19 protein-coding genes and 1 other annotated feature are annotated in these 18,033 nt (G+C 46.6%); all 19 genes read left to right on the top strand.

Translation table 11 applies throughout. The features are described from left to right. Window positions 1-164 precede the first annotated feature (164 nt). The 19 genes from FGT79_RS29025 to rpoB all read left to right on the top strand — a co-directional run bounded on the left by FGT79_RS29025 (window position 165) and on the right by rpoB (window position 17,995). Window positions 165-1,262 (top strand): PIN/TRAM domain-containing protein, encoded by a 1,098-nt coding sequence (locus tag FGT79_RS29025; protein WP_138756309.1) that lies wholly within the window; start codon window positions 165-167, stop codon window positions 1,260-1,262. Window positions 1,263-1,408: 146 nt separating this feature from the next. Next, window positions 1,409-2,128: a 2-C-methyl-D-erythritol 4-phosphate cytidylyltransferase gene (gene ispD / locus FGT79_RS29020; RefSeq protein ID WP_138756308.1), complete on the top strand. Its 720-nt coding sequence runs from the start codon at window positions 1,409-1,411 to the stop codon at window positions 2,126-2,128. After that, the gene (ispF, locus tag FGT79_RS29015) at window positions 2,125-2,607 is read left to right on the top strand and encodes a 2-C-methyl-D-erythritol 2,4-cyclodiphosphate synthase (protein ID WP_138756307.1); all 483 of its coding nucleotides are present in this window, start codon (window positions 2,125-2,127) and stop codon (window positions 2,605-2,607) included. The genes ispD and ispF overlap by 4 nt, the downstream gene beginning before the upstream one ends. 74 nt (window positions 2,608-2,681) lie before the next feature. Further along, the gene (gene gltX, locus FGT79_RS29010) at window positions 2,682-4,154 is read left to right on the top strand and encodes a glutamate--tRNA ligase (protein ID WP_138756306.1); all 1,473 of its coding nucleotides are present in this window, start codon (window positions 2,682-2,684) and stop codon (window positions 4,152-4,154) included. Window positions 4,155-4,665: 511 nt separating this feature from the next. Continuing rightward, window positions 4,666-5,310, top strand: coding sequence for a serine O-acetyltransferase (gene cysE / locus FGT79_RS29005; protein ID WP_138756305.1), 645 nt, complete (start codon window positions 4,666-4,668; stop codon window positions 5,308-5,310). Between the two features lie 4 nt (window positions 5,311-5,314). After that, window positions 5,315-6,754: a cysteine--tRNA ligase gene (gene cysS / locus FGT79_RS29000; protein ID WP_138756304.1), complete on the top strand. Its 1,440-nt coding sequence runs from the start codon at window positions 5,315-5,317 to the stop codon at window positions 6,752-6,754. After that, window positions 6,751-7,185 (top strand): Mini-ribonuclease 3, encoded by a 435-nt coding sequence (locus tag FGT79_RS28995; RefSeq protein WP_138756303.1) that lies wholly within the window; start codon window positions 6,751-6,753, stop codon window positions 7,183-7,185. Before cysS ends, FGT79_RS28995 begins: the two co-directional genes overlap by 4 nt. Window positions 7,186-7,228: 43 nt before the next feature. Then, complete coding sequence (rlmB, locus tag FGT79_RS28990; RefSeq protein ID WP_138756302.1) at window positions 7,229-7,984, top strand: 23S rRNA (guanosine(2251)-2'-O)-methyltransferase RlmB; 756 nt, start codon at window positions 7,229-7,231, stop codon at window positions 7,982-7,984. A gap of 3 nt (window positions 7,985-7,987) precedes the next feature. Next, window positions 7,988-8,512, top strand: coding sequence for an NYN domain-containing protein (locus tag FGT79_RS28985; protein WP_138756301.1), 525 nt, complete (start codon window positions 7,988-7,990; stop codon window positions 8,510-8,512). Window positions 8,513-8,810: 298 nt separating this feature from the next. After that, complete coding sequence (sigH, locus tag FGT79_RS28980; protein WP_138756300.1) at window positions 8,811-9,461, top strand: RNA polymerase sporulation sigma factor SigH; 651 nt, start codon at window positions 8,811-8,813, stop codon at window positions 9,459-9,461. Between the two features lie 312 nt (window positions 9,462-9,773). Beyond that, window positions 9,774-9,923 carry a 50S ribosomal protein L33 gene (gene rpmG / locus FGT79_RS28975; RefSeq protein WP_015847242.1) on the top strand — a complete coding sequence of 50 codons (150 nt, stop codon included), beginning with the start codon at window positions 9,774-9,776 and terminating at the stop codon, window positions 9,921-9,923. 18 nt (window positions 9,924-9,941) lie between these two features. Then, a complete protein-coding gene (gene secE, locus FGT79_RS28970; protein ID WP_138756299.1) occupies window positions 9,942-10,151 on the top strand; it encodes a preprotein translocase subunit SecE in 210 nt (69 codons plus the stop codon). A 24-nt stretch (window positions 10,152-10,175) separates the two neighbouring features. Continuing rightward, window positions 10,176-10,709 carry a transcription termination/antitermination protein NusG gene (gene nusG / locus FGT79_RS28965; protein ID WP_053373884.1) on the top strand — a complete coding sequence of 178 codons (534 nt, stop codon included), beginning with the start codon at window positions 10,176-10,178 and terminating at the stop codon, window positions 10,707-10,709. Window positions 10,710-10,830: 121 nt separating this feature from the next. Beyond that, window positions 10,831-11,256 carry a 50S ribosomal protein L11 gene (gene rplK, locus FGT79_RS28960; protein ID WP_028609671.1) on the top strand — a complete coding sequence of 142 codons (426 nt, stop codon included), beginning with the start codon at window positions 10,831-10,833 and terminating at the stop codon, window positions 11,254-11,256. Between the two features lie 100 nt (window positions 11,257-11,356). Beyond that, window positions 11,357-12,049, top strand: a complete 693-nt coding sequence (gene rplA / locus FGT79_RS28955; protein WP_138756298.1) for a 50S ribosomal protein L1 — start codon at window positions 11,357-11,359, stop codon at window positions 12,047-12,049. A 12-nt stretch (window positions 12,050-12,061) separates the two neighbouring features. Next, window positions 12,062-12,228 (top strand) — a sequence feature (ribosomal protein L10 leader region). Between the two features lie 57 nt (window positions 12,229-12,285). Further along, window positions 12,286-12,789 carry a 50S ribosomal protein L10 gene (gene rplJ, locus FGT79_RS28950; RefSeq protein ID WP_138756297.1) on the top strand — a complete coding sequence of 168 codons (504 nt, stop codon included), beginning with the start codon at window positions 12,286-12,288 and terminating at the stop codon, window positions 12,787-12,789. Between the two features lie 86 nt (window positions 12,790-12,875). After that, the gene (gene rplL, locus FGT79_RS28945; RefSeq protein WP_138756296.1) at window positions 12,876-13,235 is read left to right on the top strand and encodes a 50S ribosomal protein L7/L12; all 360 of its coding nucleotides are present in this window, start codon (window positions 12,876-12,878) and stop codon (window positions 13,233-13,235) included. Window positions 13,236-13,462: 227 nt separating this feature from the next. After that, window positions 13,463-14,062, top strand: coding sequence for a class I SAM-dependent methyltransferase (locus FGT79_RS28940; RefSeq protein ID WP_171056502.1), 600 nt, complete (start codon window positions 13,463-13,465; stop codon window positions 14,060-14,062). Between the two features lie 384 nt (window positions 14,063-14,446). Continuing rightward, window positions 14,447-17,995: a DNA-directed RNA polymerase subunit beta gene (gene rpoB / locus FGT79_RS28935; RefSeq protein ID WP_138756294.1), complete on the top strand. Its 3,549-nt coding sequence runs from the start codon at window positions 14,447-14,449 to the stop codon at window positions 17,993-17,995. The last annotated feature ends 38 nt before the right edge of the window (window positions 17,996-18,033 follow it).

Genomic DNA, 18,033 nt, shown 5'->3' with positions numbered 1-18,033 from the left:
TTTCACCAACCTCTTATGTTGAAAACTTTAATTCCATTATAAGCTTGATCCTGCCCGTTTACAAAATGTGAATTATTAGAAATTATAAATCTTTGCAAATAATAGGGCACCGCACGGTTAACAAGGCAATTATTGGAACATAATTGTAGTGGAGGTGAACCATAATGGTTAGACGAATTATTCAATTAATGGGGATGTTATTCGGTGGTATGGCAGGCGGTGAGGTATACGGTTGGGTGAACGGAGCGGCCGTATGGTCTGGCTCATCCTTCGGAATGCTGCAGCGGTCTGGCACTTATTACATGAATGTAGCCATTGGCGCGGTTTTTGGCGTTGTTGTGGCAACGATGCTTGCAGGTCAAATTATCCGCTATATGCAAAAGGGAGCAGAGCAAGCGGCCGCGCTTCCGATGCAGCAGCTCATTGCAGGTACAGGTGGTCTTCTTGCTGGGTTATTGCTTACCGTCTTGATCTATCCCGCTGTATCTGGCCTCAGTGGCTTAGGAAGTTTGATTCCAGCAGCTATGATGGTATGCTTCGGTTATTTAGGCATGCGTATTGGCTTAAACAAGCAGCAGGAGATGGCCGATGGCTTTGCTGCTATGCTGGAGAAGCGGAGAGTTGCTCCGGCAGTTGATGAAGCGGGTGGTTACGAGGAGCATAAAATTCTCGATACAAGCGTTATTATTGACGGACGAATTGCGGATATTTGCAAGACTGGCTTTATTGAAGGGACGCTTGTTATTCCGGAGTTTGTGCTCGAGGAGCTGCAGCATATTGCGGACTCATCCGATCTTCTCAAGCGAAACCGAGGACGGCGCGGGCTCGATATTTTGAACAAGATTCAGAAAGAACTTGATGTGAAGGTCCTTATTTACGAAGGGGATTTCGAAGAAATAGGTGAAGTGGACAGCAAACTTGTTAAGCTTGCTAAAGCGCTGCATGGCAAGGTTGTGACTAACGATTTCAATTTAAACAAGGTCTGTGAACTACAGGGCGTATCCGTCCTTAATATCAATGATTTGGCCAATGCTGTGAAGCCGGTTGTACTGCCTGGAGAAGAAATCATCGTTCAAGTGATTAAAGACGGCAAAGAGCATGGGCAAGGCGTCGCTTATTTGGATGACGGCACGATGATCGTAGTAGAGGGCGGACGCGAATATATTGGCACAACAATGGAAGTGCTCGTGACGAGCGTGCTGCAAACCTCTGCGGGAAGAATGATATTTGCCAAGCCGAAGCTGTTGGAAAAAGCGCTGTAACAAGGTATGATAGTACTATTGTTTAAGCGCAAACGGCTGACGCCGCTCCATGGCGGCAAAAGCTCGTTTCGCGGTGAAGGATAAGCCGGCTGTGCATGCAGCCTTAGAGGGCTATTCTTTAACACAGTGTGAGGCGGGTCGAAGGCATGGGAGCAGATTGGGGAGTCATCATCGTAGCGGCTGGAAAAGGCACGCGGATGGGCACGAAGGAAAGTAAACAATATTTGCAATTGGCAGACAAGCCTATCCTTGTACATACGCTGGAGCTGTTCCAGTCACTTGCTTGGGTTAAGGAAGCTGTACTAGTTGTCGGCAGCCATGATGTAGAACGCTGCCGCAATTGGGTGAGCGAATATGGGATAACGAAGGTAACGGCAGTTGTAGCGGGAGGCAAAGAGCGTCAGCATTCTGTGTACTGCGGGCTGCAGGAGCTATCAACGGATTGGGTAATGGTGCATGATGGTGTACGCCCGTTAGTGACAGAGGAGGCAGTTCGTACATGCTGTACACAGGCCGAGGAAAGTGGAGCTTCCGTTCTTGCCGTTCCGGTGAAGGATACGATCAAACAAGTGAATGATGCGGGTGTGATTGTCTCGACGCCGGACCGTCGAAGCTTGTGGGCGATACAAACGCCGCAAGCTTTTCGGCGTGTCTTGCTGCAGGAGGCGCATGAACGTGCAATGGCAGATCAATTCATAGGTACGGATGACGCGATGGTGGTTGAGCGCTTAGGCGTAAGTGTTACAGTCGCGGAAGGGGAATATACCAATCTAAAAATAACGACGCCAGAGGATTTGCCTTGGGCAGAGTTCCTGCTTGCGAAGCGTCGTGCCGATCGGGCAGAGGGGAAGGGTGAGCAAGGATGATTCGAGTAGGACAAGGGTTTGATGTGCATCAATTGGTGGAGGGACGTCCATGCATTATTGGTGGGGTAACCATTCCATATGAGAAAGGTCTTCTCGGCCATTCAGATGCGGATGTGCTTCTGCATGCGATAACGGATGCTATATTAGGTGCACTTGGGCTTGGTGATATCGGCAAGCATTTCCCTGATACAGATGCTGCCTACAAAGATGCTGATAGTCTCAAGCTGCTAGAAGACGTATGGAAGCTAGTGCGTGAGCGCGGTTATAAGCTGGGCAATATTGATTCAACAATTATTGCACAGCGTCCCAAAATGCTGCCATACATCCCGCAAATGGCCGAAATTATCGCAAAAACGTTAGAAGCAGACATCACCCAAGTAAATGTAAAGGCAACAACGACTGAACAGCTTGGATTCACAGGACGCGGCGAGGGAATTGCGGCGCAATCCGTTGTTTGCCTAATCATGGATGTGATATGATCGGATTTATTCATCTATAGGACTGCTTGCGGAGGATACGCTTGTGCCGCATAACTACTAGGAGGTAATTTGAGATGACAGCAGAGGTTAGAGTTCGTTATGCTCCGTCACCAACGGGACATTTACATATCGGTAATGCAAGAACGGCCTTATTCAATTATTTGTATGCGAGAAACAAAGGCGGCAAATTTATTATTCGGATTGAAGATACCGATGTGAAGCGCAATGTTGCAGGCGGCGAAGAAAGCCAGCTGAAATATTTGAAATGGCTGGGGATTGATTGGGATGAGAGCATTGATATCGGGGGCGGATACGGACCATATCGTCAGACAGAACGGCTTGATATTTACAATACATACTGGCAGAAGCTGCTTGACCGCGGTCTTGCATACCGCTGCTACTGTACGGAAGAAGAGCTGGAGAAGGAGCGGGAGGAGCAGACAGAACGTGGTGAGACACCGCGCTATTCCGGCCGCCACCGCCATTTGACAGACGAACAGCGTCAAGCGTTTGAAGCAGAAGGCCGTGTGCCTAGCATTCGCTTCCTTGTTCCGGAAGGGCGTACGTATGCTTTTGATGACCTCGTTAAAGGTTCCATCAGCTTCGATACCGCCGAAATGGGCGATTTCGTAATCGTGAAGAAGGACGGCATACCGACCTATAACTTCGCAGTCGTGCTGGACGATTATTTGATGAAAATTAGCCATGTGCTGCGCGGGGAAGACCATATCTCCAATACACCGCGTCAATTGATGATCTATGAGGCTTTCGGCTGGGAGCCTCCGATATTTGGTCACATGACGCTGATTGTCAATGAACAGCGCAAAAAGCTGAGCAAACGAGACGAGTCAATTATACAGTTCATTTCACAATATGACGATTTAGGGTATCTGCCGGAAGCGATGTTCAACTTCATAACGCTGCTTGGCTGGTCGCCAGAGGGTGAGCAAGAAATCTTTACACGTGAAGAACTGGTGTCCGTATTCAATGCGGATCGACTGAGCAAGAGCCCTGCTGTATTCGATACGCAGAAGCTTAGCTGGATGAACAATGAGTATCTGAAGAAAGCCGATATTGGCCGCGTAGTTGATCTATGTCTGCCGCACTTGGTGCAAGCGGGACGTGCTGCCCTTGAGCTTGATGACGCTGGACGTGCATGGATTACAGATTTAGTTGCGCTCCATCAGGACAAACTGCGTAGTGCCTCGGATATCGTGCCGATGACAGAACTATTCTTCCGCGATACCGTTGAAGATGAGGAAGAGGCGACAGTCGTGCTGGCGGAGGAACAGGTTCCTACGGTGCTTGAGGCGTTTTTGACGCTTGTTGAAGCGGGTGAGGCTCCGTTCGAGGTTGACGGCATTAAGGATATGATTAAGTCGGTACAGAAATCGACAGGCTTCAAAGGGAAACAGCTGTTTATGCCGATTCGTGCTGCGCTTACCGGTCAGACTCATGGTCCAGATTTGAATCAATCACTCGCTCTACTTGGCCAAGAAAAGGTCATTAAGCGCCTTCGTGACCGCTTAGCAGGCTATTCAGCATAATCGCCTTAAGCGTTTGAATAACCAAGCATTTATAATACCCTTGTCACATTTTTGGGTATTCGGTATACTATGTCTAATAATAGAATGAATCGAACAGCCATGAACAGGAGAAGTACGTTTGCTTGTGGATTCGCAGAGAGGACAACCGTCATTCGAATCGACGCCCATTTTGGTGCGGCTAAGGGACTCGAGTGGGGCTGAAAGTTGTCTGGTCCGCCGAACGGAAATATGCACCTGGGAGCTTTGTTCCGAGCTGCTGCAGCAACATATGAATGGTCATAAGGATTAGGCGATGCCGCGTAATTGTTTATGAGTGTATGTATGAAGCTTCAGCGGGGTAGGCAGCAACGTATTGTCTGCGTTATAGACTTTGAGATGAATGTTCAAGGGGGAATGCTGCCTTGTTTGTTCAAGCAGAGTGGAACCGCGAGATTGTACGCCTCTGCAGCATAATATGCTGCAGGGGTTTTTTTATTCATTATTTATGAGTGTTTGAAAAAGGGGATTGTTTATGTTTCGTCACATTCGATCGGACATCCAAGCAGTTTTTGAGAATGATCCGGCTGCTCGCAGCCGCTTCGAGGTTATTTTCACCTATTCGGGTTTGCACGCCATATGGGCACATCGTATAGCTCATCCTTTATACCGTAGTGGCTGGTTTACGGTAGCACGTATGATCTCTCAAGTAAGTCGGTTTATGACAGGTATTGAGATACATCCAGGCGCAAAAATTGGCGAACGATTGTTTATCGATCACGGCATGGGTGTCGTAATCGGTGAAACTTGCGAGATTGGCGATGATGTAGTTATTTATCAAGGCGTCACGCTGGGTGGAACGGGCAAGGAGAAAGGTAAGCGACACCCGACAATTGGTAATAATGTAGTTATTGGCTCGGGATCCAAGGTGCTCGGCTCATTCACTGTGGGCGAGTTTTCAAATATCGGTTCCAATGCGGTGGTGCTGCGAGAGGTGCCCACCAATTGTACGGTAGTCGGAAATCCTGGACGTGTTGTGAAACGAAACGGCGAGCGGGTTGGTGATCGACTTGATCATACGCAGCTGCCGGATCCGGTCATCGAGATGTTCCGAACGATGCAGAAAGAAATTGACGAACTAAAAACCGAACTGAAGCAGCTTCGGGACGAGGAGAAATAAGATAATGACAGTATCCATTTATAATACGGTGTCGCGGAATAAGGAGCCCTTTGTACCGCAAGAGCCTGGCAAAGTGAAAATGTATGTATGTGGACCAACCGTATACGATTATATCCATATCGGCAACGCGCGCCCCGTTATCTTTTTCGATGTGGTGCGGCGGTATCTGGAGGATGTAGGAAACGAGGTGCAATACGTCGTTAACTTTACGGACGTGGATGATAAGCTTATTCGTAAGGCGGAGCAGCTTGAGACTACCGTTCCTGAAGTAGCTGAAAAGTTTATTAAAGCGTTTTATGAGGATATCGAATCGCTTGGTGTGCACAAAGCCACGCTTAATCCGCGTGTAACCGAGCATATCCCTCATATCATCGCGTTTATCCAAGGGTTAATTGACAAAGGCTATGCTTATATGAGTGATGGCGACGTCTATTATCGCACAGCTGCTTTCGCAGATTATGGCAAGCTATCTCATCAGAATATTGAGGAGCTTCAGTTCGGTATTCGAGTTGAGATTGGCGACCGTAAACAAAATCAACAAGACTTTGTACTATGGAAAGGCGCGAAGCCTGGAGAAATTAAGTGGGAAAGTCCATTTGGAGACGGTCGACCGGGCTGGCACATTGAGTGCTCGGCAATGGCTCGGGCTTATCTTGGCGATACACTCGATATACATGGCGGCGGACATGATCTGCAGTTTCCGCATCATGAGTGCGAGGTCGCGCAATCAGAGGCATTGACGGGCAAGCCGCTGGCTAATTATTGGATGCACAACGGCTATATTCATATCAATAATGAGAAAATGTCCAAATCGCTCGGCAATGGAATTACGGTGCATGAGCTGGTGAAGCGGGTTAAGCCTCATGCGATACGTTACTTTATGTTGTCTACTCATTATCGGAGTCCTTTGAACTTCAGTGACGATACAGTAGCACAAGCAGAGAACAGTGTTGAACGGATCGCCAACAGCGCCGCTAATCTAAGGCATAGGCTGTCTACGGTGGAAGGCGGCTTGGCGCAAGCAAATGAGAGTAGCAATGGACTGCTTCCATCCGGAGATGCAGCACTCGATGCGAGATTGCAAGCGATCTACAGTCAGTTTCATGCTAGAATGAGCGATGATTTCAACACACCAGATGCGATAACATCGGTATTCGATTTGGTTGCGGAAGCGAATCAATATCTTAATCGCGCCGATGCCGAGGCTGGCGGTGTGCTTGCCTTGCTAACATTGCTTGAACGTATGGATTCTGTGCTTGGCTTGCTGCCACAGCAGGCGGAATCCGAGCTGCTTGATGCGGATATCGAGCAGCTTATCGTTGAGCGTACAGAGGCTCGTGCTTCGAAAAACTGGGCAAGAGCGGATGAAATAAGGGTACTGCTTACTGAGAAAAATATCGTGCTTGAGGATACGCCGCAAGGCATCCGTTGGCGGCGCAAATGAGCGGGCGCGTAGAGGAGAATAAGCTGCTGTTCCACGCACCCTCCAAAACACCGCAGCTGATGAATCCGGTAATCCTTGCTTATATGGGCGATGCTGTGTTCGAGCTTCTGGTGAGGCAATATTTAATATCGCTGCCGAACCAAAAGTCTCATCATATTCACCGCGAAGCGACAAAGTTCGTGTCAGCCAAAGGTCAAAAGAGAACGCTCGATCTATGGCAGCCGCATCTAACGGACGAAGAGGCGGACATCGTCCGCCGAGGTCGCAATTCCAAATCAGGTGCGCCTCCCAAAAATGCGGATCTGGCTGATTATAGGCTTGCGACAGCATTGGAGAGTCTAGTTGGTTATTTATACTATGAAGGTCGTATTGAACGCATCCATGAGCTCTTTACGATTGCGATTGGAAAGAATGAGAAGATTGAAGGCTGACTATGCCTTTCGTGATATCAAGACCATATGAGGAGGGTAACCGATGACTGAAGAAATCGTTCAAGATGAGATGATTGCCGGCAAACATCCGGTACTGGAAGCTTTGCGCTCCGGACGAGAGATCAATAAGATTTGGATTGCCGACGGCGCTCAGAAAACATTGACGCAGCCTATTGTAGCTGAAGCTAAGAAATTTGGAATTATCGTTCAGTTCGTAGATAAAAGAAAGCTCGACAGCTTAACTCCAGGTGTAACTCATCAAGGGGTAGTCGCACAAGCTGCCGCATTCGCATATGTAGAGGTTGAAGAAATTCTTGAACGTGCTAAGGAGCGGGATGAGGTTCCGTTTATACTGCTGCTGGATGAAATTGAAGATCCGCATAACTTAGGATCGATACTGCGTACCGCCGAATGTACAGGTGTCCATGGCGTTATCATACCGAAGCGTCGCTCGGCTGGATTAACCGCAACCGTGCTGAAAACGTCTGCTGGCGCAGCAGAACATGTGCCGGTCGCCCGGGTAACGAATCTTGCACAGACGATCGACAAGTTGAAGGATGCAGGCGTATGGGTAGCAGGGACGGACCTGAGTGCATCTCAAGATGTTTACAAAATGAAATTCGATATGCCTCTTGTCGTAGTTATCGGCAATGAAAGTAAAGGAATGGGAAGACTGATCAAGGAGAAATGTGATTTTCTCGTTAAATTGCCGATGTTAGGCCAACTTAACTCACTGAATGCTTCTGTTGCCGCAGGCGTTCTTATGTATGAGGTCGTGCGTCAACGTCGGAGCCTTTAGGCGATGAAGCGGAAGGACGATATTCTATTAGTCGACGGATATAATATAATCGGTGCATGGCCCGTACTTGAGAAACTGAAGGAATACGACTTGGAGGAAGCACGTGACAAGCTTCTGGATATGATGGCGGATTATCAAGGTTTCACGGGGATGCAGGTATATGTCGTGTTTGATGCCCATCAGGTACCAGGGCTAGGTGCGACGTATAGGCATCACAAGCTGATGATTGTATATACGAAAGAAAAGGAAACCGCGGATGAATGCATTGAGCGTCTATGCTCAGAGTTATATATGCGCCGCAGGAATATCTATGTAGCCACTTCCGATTTGGTTGAGCAGAACGTTGCCTTTGGTAAAGGTGCGCTTCGGGTATCGGCGCGTGAGTTGCTTATTGACATTGGTCAAAATCGTAAAAATATCGAGCAGACGCTTCGCGAAGACAAACCGGGTACCCGCAATTCTGTAGACGGAATTGTCAGTCTTGAAATCCGCAGTCAGCTTGAGAGACTGCGGCGTGGAGAGAAATAATGAGAATGATTACCAAGTCCTTCCTTGCCGATGGTGATTGATTGAAGAAATAGCATCCACAAAGTTACAAAATTGCTAATAAATCGATACTTTATAGCATTCCGATTGGTTGACGGTGGAAGGTTACATCATGTATACTGACTCTATTATTAGCGATAAGAACGTGTTGTATTTCCTAAAGTAACTTTCTTATCTTTGGACGCAGATCGCTGATTGGATCATGCTATTGGATTCACAGGATAGATTTGCGAGAATAAGAATCTAGCGGTGTACGCCTTGCAGGCCGGAGGGATAGTTCGTGAGTATCGACCTCAAAGAATGGAGTACGCTCGAGTATGACAGCAGTTCGGACGAGGACATCGTCGAAGCGGTCCGCAATGGCGACAGTATGGCGTTGGAATATTTGATTAACAAATATAAGAATTTTGTGAGGGCCAAAGCGCGCTCCTATTTTCTTATCGGCGCGGATCGTGAAGATATCGTGCAGGAGGGTATGATTGGTCTATACAAAGCAATTCGTGATTTCAAAGGGGACAAGCTGGCAAGCTTCAAAGCCTTTGCAGAGTTGTGTATTACTAGACAGATTATTACCGCCATCAAAACAGCCACGCGTCAGAAGCATATCCCGCTTAATTCCTACGTATCACTTGACAAGCCCATTTACGATGAAGACTCGGATCGCACACTGCTCGATGTCATATGCGGCACGCGAGTATCTGATCCTGAAGAGTTGATTATCAATCAAGAAGAATTCATTGGCCTGGAAGATAAGATGTCCGAAATATTAAGTGACCTTGAGCGCAAGGTACTTATGCTCTATTTGGATGGAAGATCCTATCAGGAAATTGCTGTCGACTTAGATAGGCATGTGAAATCTATTGATAACGCGCTCCAACGGGTTAAGCGCAAGCTAGAACGTTATTTGGAAGTCAGAGATATTAGCGGTTAAACGCAATCATACACAATCGTCAATACGAGGGTTGTCTTCCATCTGGCGGTGTCCAGGTGGGACATAGACCCTTTTTGTTTGAAATGGGTCGGAGTAGACTATAATGGTAGAAACGAGCCCGATGCTCTTGTTATTACCAGTTTTTCGCAGGCCTGACACTTATCTTTTAGATTGACATCGAAATTACGGTGTGATAAAGTGTTTAGGTAGGCCTAAAATCGAGGTTTTTTTTCGTTTTGGCGTTGGAATCAATGAACTTTCATATAGAGCTTCATGATTCGTATTTTGTAGCAGTTCGGGAGGTGTAATTCAATGCGGGTAATTATCACGTTGGCATGCACAAACTGCAAACAGAGAAACTATGCGAGCAGCAAGAACAAACGCAATCACCCCGACCGCATCGAGTTGAAGAAGTTTTGCAAGTTCTGTAACGAGCAGACTCCTCATCGCGAGACGAGATAGTCAATTGGAGGTGTGAACGTGGCATTTTTGGCTAAACTAAAGCAAAGCTTTGGTACAACGTTTAGTTTTTTTGCCGACAGCTGGGCGGAACTTAAGAAGGTTCGCTGGCCAAGCCGTAAAGAGTTGACAAGCTATTCGATCGTGGTTTTGCTGACGATCACGTTTGTAACGATTTATTTCTGGCTTCTTGACATCGGGATCTCGTCTCTGGTTGAATTCATTGTTTAAGAATGGTCCAAAGGTGGATTTGTGATGGAAAAAAGATGGTACGTCGTGCATACTTACTCAGGCTATGAGAACAAGGTGAAAGCCAATTTGGAGCGCCGTGTTGAATCGATGGGCATGGAAGACAAAATTTTCCGTGTGCTTGTTCCTATGGAAGATGAAGTGGTAGAGAAGGATGGTAAGAAAAAAACCGTCCAACGTAAAGTCTACCCCGGCTATGTTCTTGTGGAAATGGTTCAAACCGACGATTCATGGTACGTTGTTCGTAATACGCCTGGCGTAACTGGATTCGTAGGATCAACAGGTTCCGGTTCTAAGCCGATTCCTCTATTGCCAGATGAGGTTGAGCAAATTCTCAAGCACATGGGTATGGAAGAGCCAAAACCGAAAATCGAGTTCGATCTGAAAGAAACAGTACGCGTAAAAGTAGGTCCTTTCGCAGATTTTGTTGGTACAGTAGAAGAAATTTTGCTGGACAAAGCGAAGTTGAAGGTTCATGTAAACATGTTTGGCAGGGAGACCCCGCTGGAGCTGGATTACACTCAAGTGGAGAAGATATAATATCTGGTTCCCGATTCTACTGGGTAAAACCAGTAGAAGTTTGGACGCGAAGTGGCAATGCCTCTTATTAGCGGCATATGCTATTTACGCATGGAATAAAGGGTAAGGAGGTGTGTCAGGCATGGCAAAAAAGGTCATTAAAATGGTCAAATTGCAAGTCCCTGCAGGTAAAGCTAACCCAGCGCCGCCAATCGGTCCAGCACTAGGTCAAGCGGGCGTCAACATTATGGCGTTCTGTAAAGAGTTTAATGCTCGTACTGCAGATCAAGCAGGCTTGATTATTCCAGTCGTTATTACAGTATTTGAAGACCGTTCTTTCACTTTCGAAACAAAAACGCCGCCGGCAGCAGTATTGCTACGCGTCGCAGCTGGTATCGAAAAAGGTTCAGGCGAGCCTAACAAGAAAAAGGTCGCTACTGTAAAACGTGACAAAGTTCGCGAAATCGCTGAGCAAAAAATGCCGGATCTTAACGCAGCTTCAGTTGAAGCAGCAATGCGTATGGTTGAAGGTACTGCTCGCAGCATGGGCGTAACTATTGTTGACTAATCTTACAGAGTAGCTTGCTTTGCGAAGCTTAGGCTTTCGCGAGTGGGAGGATCATCCTTTGGAGGATTTTCCGCTACAACCACATGAGGAGGAAATTACAATGGCTAAACACGGTAAAAAATATCAAGAAGCTGTTAAGCTTATTGACAGCGAAGCAACTTACGAGCCTTTGGAAGCGATCGAGCTTGTGAAGAAGGCAGCAACAGCAAAATTCGACGAGTCCGTTGAAGTTGCAGTGCGTTTGGGTGTAGACCCTCGTAAACAAGACCAAGCCGTTCGTGGCGTAGTAGTACTTCCACATGGTACTGGTAAAACAAAACGCGTTCTCGTTTTCGCAAAAGGCGAAAAAGTGAAAGAAGCGGAAGCTGCGGGCGCTGACTTTGTTGGCGATGCAGACATGATCAACAAAATCCAACAAGGCTGGTTCGAATTCGACGTTTGCGTAGCAACGCCGGACATGATGGCTGAAGTTGGTAAACTTGGACGTATTCTTGGTGGTAAAGGCTTGATGCCTAACCCTAAAGCTGGTACAGTAACGTTTGACGTTGCGAAAGCCGTTCAAGAAATTAAAGCCGGTAAGATTGAATACCGTCTTGATAAAGCGGGTCAAATCCATGCTCCAATCGGTAAAGTATCATTTGATGCTGAGAAACTCAACGAGAACCTCAAATCATTGATCGATGCACTTAATCGTGCTAAACCGGCTGCTGCAAAAGGTATTTACCTGAAAAACATCGCCGTTTCTTCAACAATGGGCCCTGGCGCTCGTGTTTCTACAGCGGTATATCGCTAAGAAGAACGGAACTAAATTCGAATACGCATACCGTAGACAGTAGGTGCCATAAGGCTTAATTTCCTACCGAGGTGTTATGATAAAACGTTTGTAAGCAACATTCGATCCTTTGCGGATTGATGCGCGATAACGACATCATGGCCTTCGCAGTGTCTGCGAAGGCCTTTCTCATGCATCGAGGCGTGGAAAGCCCGTCGTAATTAACGGAATGTATACTATTACGGGAGGTGTACAGTTTGGCTAACGCAAATATCATCCAAGAGAAACAAGAGGCAGTTGCCGTAATCGCGGCGAAAATTGCTGCTAGCTCCAGTACAGTTGTAGCTGACTATCGTGGATTGAACGTTGCGCAAGTTACTGAACTTCGGAAACAGCTTCGTGAAGCAGGAATTGAGTTCCAAGTTCTTAAAAACTCGCTCGTTCGCCGCGCAACAGAAGGTACGGATTATGTAGAATTGAACAATATTCTTACAGGTCCTACTGCTATTGCATTCGGTAATGAAGACGCTGTTGCTCCAGCTAAAATTTTGAACGATTTTGCTAAGAAAAACGATGCTTTGAAACTTAAAGGCGGCGTTGTTGAAGGTAAAGTCGTATCACAAGAAGAAATTAAAGCTCTTGCGGAACTTCCGTCCCGCGACGGTTTGCTCTCTATGCTCCTCAGCGTATTGCAAGCTCCAGTGCGCAACTTCGCGCTTGCAGTTAAAGCAGTCGGTGAAAAACAAGAAGCAGGCGTTTAATTTCTATTCAGTACCGTTCAGAGTATTAAATCGGCAAAAGCCGAATGCAGCATAAAAAAATAAACCATATTCCCGGAGGTATAATCATGTCTAAAGAGCAAATCCTAGAAGCGATTAAAGTTATGAACGTTCTTGAACTGAACGATCTTGTTAAAGCAATTGAAGAAGAATTCGGCGTAACTGCAGCAGCTCCAGTAGCAGCAGCAGGTGCAGGCGCAGCTGTTGAAGCTGAGCAAACAGAATTCGACGTTATCCTTAACGGCGCTGGCGCTTCAAAAATCAACGTAATCAAAGTTGTTCGCGAAATCACAGGTCTTGGCCTGAAAGAAGCGAAAGATTTGGTTGACAGCGCTCCTAAAGCTGTTAAAGAAAAAGTTGCTAAAGAAGAAGCTGAAGCAGTTGCAGCTAAACTTTCTGAAGCAGGCGCTTCTGTAGAAGTTAAGTAATATTGCTTTAACCAAATATGCTGATCATGCGATTGTACGATGAGTCGGCTGGCGAGCCCCTTGAATCCGTCAGGTTTCAAGGGGCTCGTTGTATGTTAAAGGATAAGAGTGTATAAATGAAATGGCTTATACATTCTTATCTTTCAACGCGAGCCTTGCCTATCGTTCAAAAAGGCTGGCAGCTGAATGCTTTTAGGAGTATTGGGATGACAGGAGAGTGATGAATCATGTCCGATCACTATTATTCACAAAGCCCGGACGTGAAGCATAACCGTCAGGTACATGAGGTGTCTCTTAGAGGCTTTTCTTTCCGGTTTATGACGGATGCCGGCGTTTTCTCGAAGACGGGTGTCGATTATGGGAGCCGAGTTCTGATTGATGCGCTTGAGCTAAAGCGTGATGCGGTGGTGCTCGATGTTGGCTGCGGCTATGGCCCAATCGGTCTCACTTCAGCAAAACTTGCAGAACATGGGCATGTAACGATGATTGATATAAATGAAAGAGCAGTAGAGCTATCGAAAGAAAATGCGAAGCTTAACAAGGTTGCGAATATAACGGTTCTGCAGAGCGATCTGTTTGAGGCAGTGAAGGGAAAGACCTTCACTGTTATTGTAACAAACCCGCCTATTCGTGCAGGTAAAACGGTTGTACATCGCATATTCGAAGAAGGCTTTGAATTGCTTAGGTCTGGTGGAGAGATGTGGGTTGTCATTCAGAAGAAACAAGGAGCACCCTCAGCAAAGGCTAAACTGGAGTCATTATTTGAAGAGGTTGACGAAGTGACGAAAGATAAAGGCTATCGCATTTTCCGAGCTGTAAAAGGGTAGTTGAAAAGGGAAAATGTTATTTTAAGTTTTTACTTAAAAAAGCCATAAAAATTATTGACTTGACATTTTAGATATGGTAAAATTATAAAATGTCAGCATTAAATTGGGCTCAATCTCTTTAGTTAACTAAAATGTCAAGTGTAATTTTAAAGCGCGGAATGCATAAGTTTTACACATTTGACGTATAATGTTTACGTTTTGGGCAAAATTATTTGATATGAGACTATCACGGCCGCGCTGTGATTGGTTAACTGCCGGAACATGCTCTTTTTTCGAACTATTCGATAAGGGCTTTTCTTTATTTGACTATATAGGCGGCTGGTCCGTTTATAGTGACGCAGTGATTATCGATGCTGTGATACAGACATGAGGGGTGAGGTTAAGTTGGCAGGACAACTTGTTCAGTATGGTCGGCGCGCGCGCAGAAGCTACGCCAGGATCAACGAGGTGCTGGAAGTCCCGAACCTGATTGAAATCCAACAAAAATCGTATGAGAAGTTTTTGGACAGCGATCTTATCGAATTGTTCCAAGACATTTCTCCGATTTCGGACTTTACGGGCAATCTATCGCTTGAGTTTATCGACTATAGCTTAGGCGAACCGAAATATTCGGTCGATGAATCAAAAGAGCGCGACGTGACGTATGCGGCTCCTTTACGCGTTAAGGTACGACTTTTCAATAAGGAGACCGGCGAAGTAAAGGAACAAGAAGTTTTCATGGGTGATTTCCCGCTTATGACAGAGACAGGCACGTTTATTATTAACGGGGCCGAGCGTGTCATAGTTAGCCAATTGGTTCGATCCCCGAGTGTGTACTTCAGCACGAAGGTCGATAAAAACGGGAAGAAAAACTACACAGCTACGGTTATTCCTAACCGCGGCGCTTGGCTAGAGCTTGAAACAGATGCGAAAGATATCATCTACGTTCGTATTGACCGCACTCGGAAAATTCCGGTAACGGTGCTTTTGCGTTCGTTAGGCTTCGGTACTGACGCTGAAATTCTTGAACTGCTGGGACATGATGAGTACATCCGCAACACGCTTGACAAAGACAACACGGATTCCACGGAAAAAGCGCTAATTGAAATATATGAGCGTCTTCGTCCGGGTGAGCCTCCGACTTTGGACAATGCGAAGAGCTTGCTGGTTGCTCGCTTCTTTGACCCGAAACGTTATGACTTGGCCAATGTAGGCCGTTACAAAATAAACAAAAAACTTCACATCAAGAACCGTTTGTTTAATCAACGACTTGCGGAAAATTTAGTTGACCCTACGACTGGTGAAATTATTGCTGAGTCTGGTCAAATGATTGATCGCCGCTTGCTTGATGAAATTCTCGAGAAGCTTGAGAAGGATGTTGGCTTCAAGACTTATCACGTTGCTAACGGTGTATTGGATGCAGATAGTATTCCACTACAAACGATCAGCGTATTCTCACCATATGACGAGAGCAAAGTTATTAAGGTAATTGCGAATGGCATTATTGATAAATCCGTGAAGCATATCACGCCTGCGGATATCATTTCTTCCATTAACTACTTTATTAACCTGTTGCACGGCGTAGGCAGCACGGATGACATCGATCATCTAGGTAACCGTCGTCTGCGTTCAGTAGGTGAGTTGCTTCAGAACCAATTCCGAATTGGTCTATCTCGTATGGAGCGCGTAGTGCGCGAGAGAATGTCCATTCAAGATGCCAATGCGATTACGCCGCAAGCGCTAATCAACATTCGTCCGGTTATAGCATCTATAAAAGAGTTCTTCGGATCCTCGCAGCTATCCCAGTTTATGGACCAAACGAATCCGCTTGCTGAATTGACGCACAAACGTCGTTTATCTGCACTCGGACCCGGCGGTTTGACTAGGGAGCGCGCGGGCTTTGAAGTCCGTGACGTCCATCACTCCCACTATGGGCGGATGTGTCCGATTGAGACGCCAGAGGGACCGAACATCGGGTTGATCAACTCCTTGTCTTCGTTTGCCCGCATTAACGAGTACGGCTTCATTGAGGCTCCATATCGTTGGGTTGATCCGAAAACAGGAATTGTCACCGAACAAATCGCATACTTGACTGCTGATGAGGAAGACAACTACGTAATCGCACAGGCGAATGCGAAGCTGACTTCTGAAGACAGGTTTGCAGAAGAAAATACGATCGTACGTTACAACAAGCAAGCCGATAACATTCTGACCATGCCTAGTGATCGCGTTGACTACATGGACGTATCTCCTAAACAGGTTGTATCCGTTGCGACAGCGTTAATTCCGTTCCTGGAAAACGATGACTCCAACCGTGCCCTCATGGGATCGAACATGCAACGTCAAGCGGTACCTCTTCTTATCCCTAGATCACCACTAGTTGGAACGGGGATGGAGCATAAGGCAGCGAAAGATTCGGGTGTTTGTATCGTTGCGAAGCATGACGGTATAATCGAACGTTCTTCCGCTAATGAAATTTGGCTTCGCCGTGTGGAACAAATCGATGGCAAGCCAGTTACTGGCGACCTTGTGAAACATAAGTTACACAAGTTTATGCGTTCCAATCAAGGAACGTGCATCAATCAGCGTCCACTTGTACGCAAAGGTGATGTAATTAAGAAAGGTGACATTCTTGCAGACGGTCCTTCCACAGAAAAAGGCGAATTGGCTCTTGGACGCAACGTTGTCGTTGCATTCATGACGTGGGAAGGCTACAACTATGAGGATGCGATCCTGCTTAGTGAGAAACTTGTGAAAGAGGATGTATACACATCCATTCACATCGAGGAATATGAGTCCGAGGCCCGTGATACGAAGCTAGGACCGGAAGAAATTACACGCGATATTCCGAATGTCGGCGAAGAAGCTCTTCGCAATTTGGATGAGCGCGGAATTATCCGTGTCGGCGCTGAGATCGGCGCTGGTGATATTCTAGTAGGTAAAGTTACGCCTAAGGGTGTAACGGAGCTTACTGCTGAAGAAAGATTGCTTCATGCAATCTTCGGCGAGAAGGCTCGTGAGGTTCGTGATACTTCGCTTCGCGTTCCGCATGGTACTGACGGTATCGTTGTAGACGTGAAAGTGTTCACTCGCGAGAATGGCGATGAATTGCCACCAGGCGTTAACCAATTGGTACGTGCATATATTGCTCAAAAACGGAAAATTTCCGAAGGCGACAAAATGGCCGGCCGTCATGGTAACAAAGGGGTAATCGCTCGTATTATGCCTGAAGAAGATATGCCGTTCCTACCGGATGGAACTCCAGTTGAGGTTGTACTTAACCCGCTCGGTGTACCATCACGGATGAATATCGGTCAGGCACTTGAAGTTCACTTAGGTATGGCTTGTAAGCATCTTGGCATTCATGCCGCTACGCCGGTATTTGATGGCGCGCGCGAGAATGACGTTTTCGATACAATGGAAGAAGCAGGCATGCAGCGTAACGGTAAAACCGTCCTTTATGACGGACGAACAGGTGAGAATTTCGAACGTGAAGTTACAGTTGGGGTCATGTACATGATCAAACTAGCTCACATGGTCGATGACAAAATCCATGCTCGTTCGACGGGTCCTTACTCGCTTGTTACGCAACAACCGCTTGGTGGTAAAGCACAATTTGGTGGACAACGTTTCGGGGAGATGGAAGTATGGGCGCTTGAAGCATATGGCGCTGCATACACGCTTCAAGAGATTTTGACCGTTAAATCCGATGACGTTGTTGGCCGTGTGAAAACATATGAGTCAATCGTCAAGGGCGAGAATGTACCAGAACCAGGCGTTCCGGAATCGTTCAAAGTTTTGATCAAAGAGCTTCAAAGCTTGGGTATGGACGTCAAAATTTTATCCGAGAATGAAGAAGAGATTGAAATGAAAGAAATGGACGATGAAGACGAGGCAACAGGCGATAAGCTCAACCTCAATATAGAAGGTGCCGAGATCGGCGCTGCTGAATAAACTAGTTGCTGGATTCCGTCGCATGGTCACGCGCCTAC

Origin of the sequence: Paenibacillus sinopodophylli (assembly GCF_005930355.1) — a bacterium.
Lineage (GTDB): Bacteria > Bacillota > Bacilli > Paenibacillales > Paenibacillaceae > Pristimantibacillus > Pristimantibacillus sinopodophylli.
The sequence above is the reverse complement of the archived record's forward strand: the minus strand, read 5'-3'. Positions and strand labels throughout refer to the sequence as shown.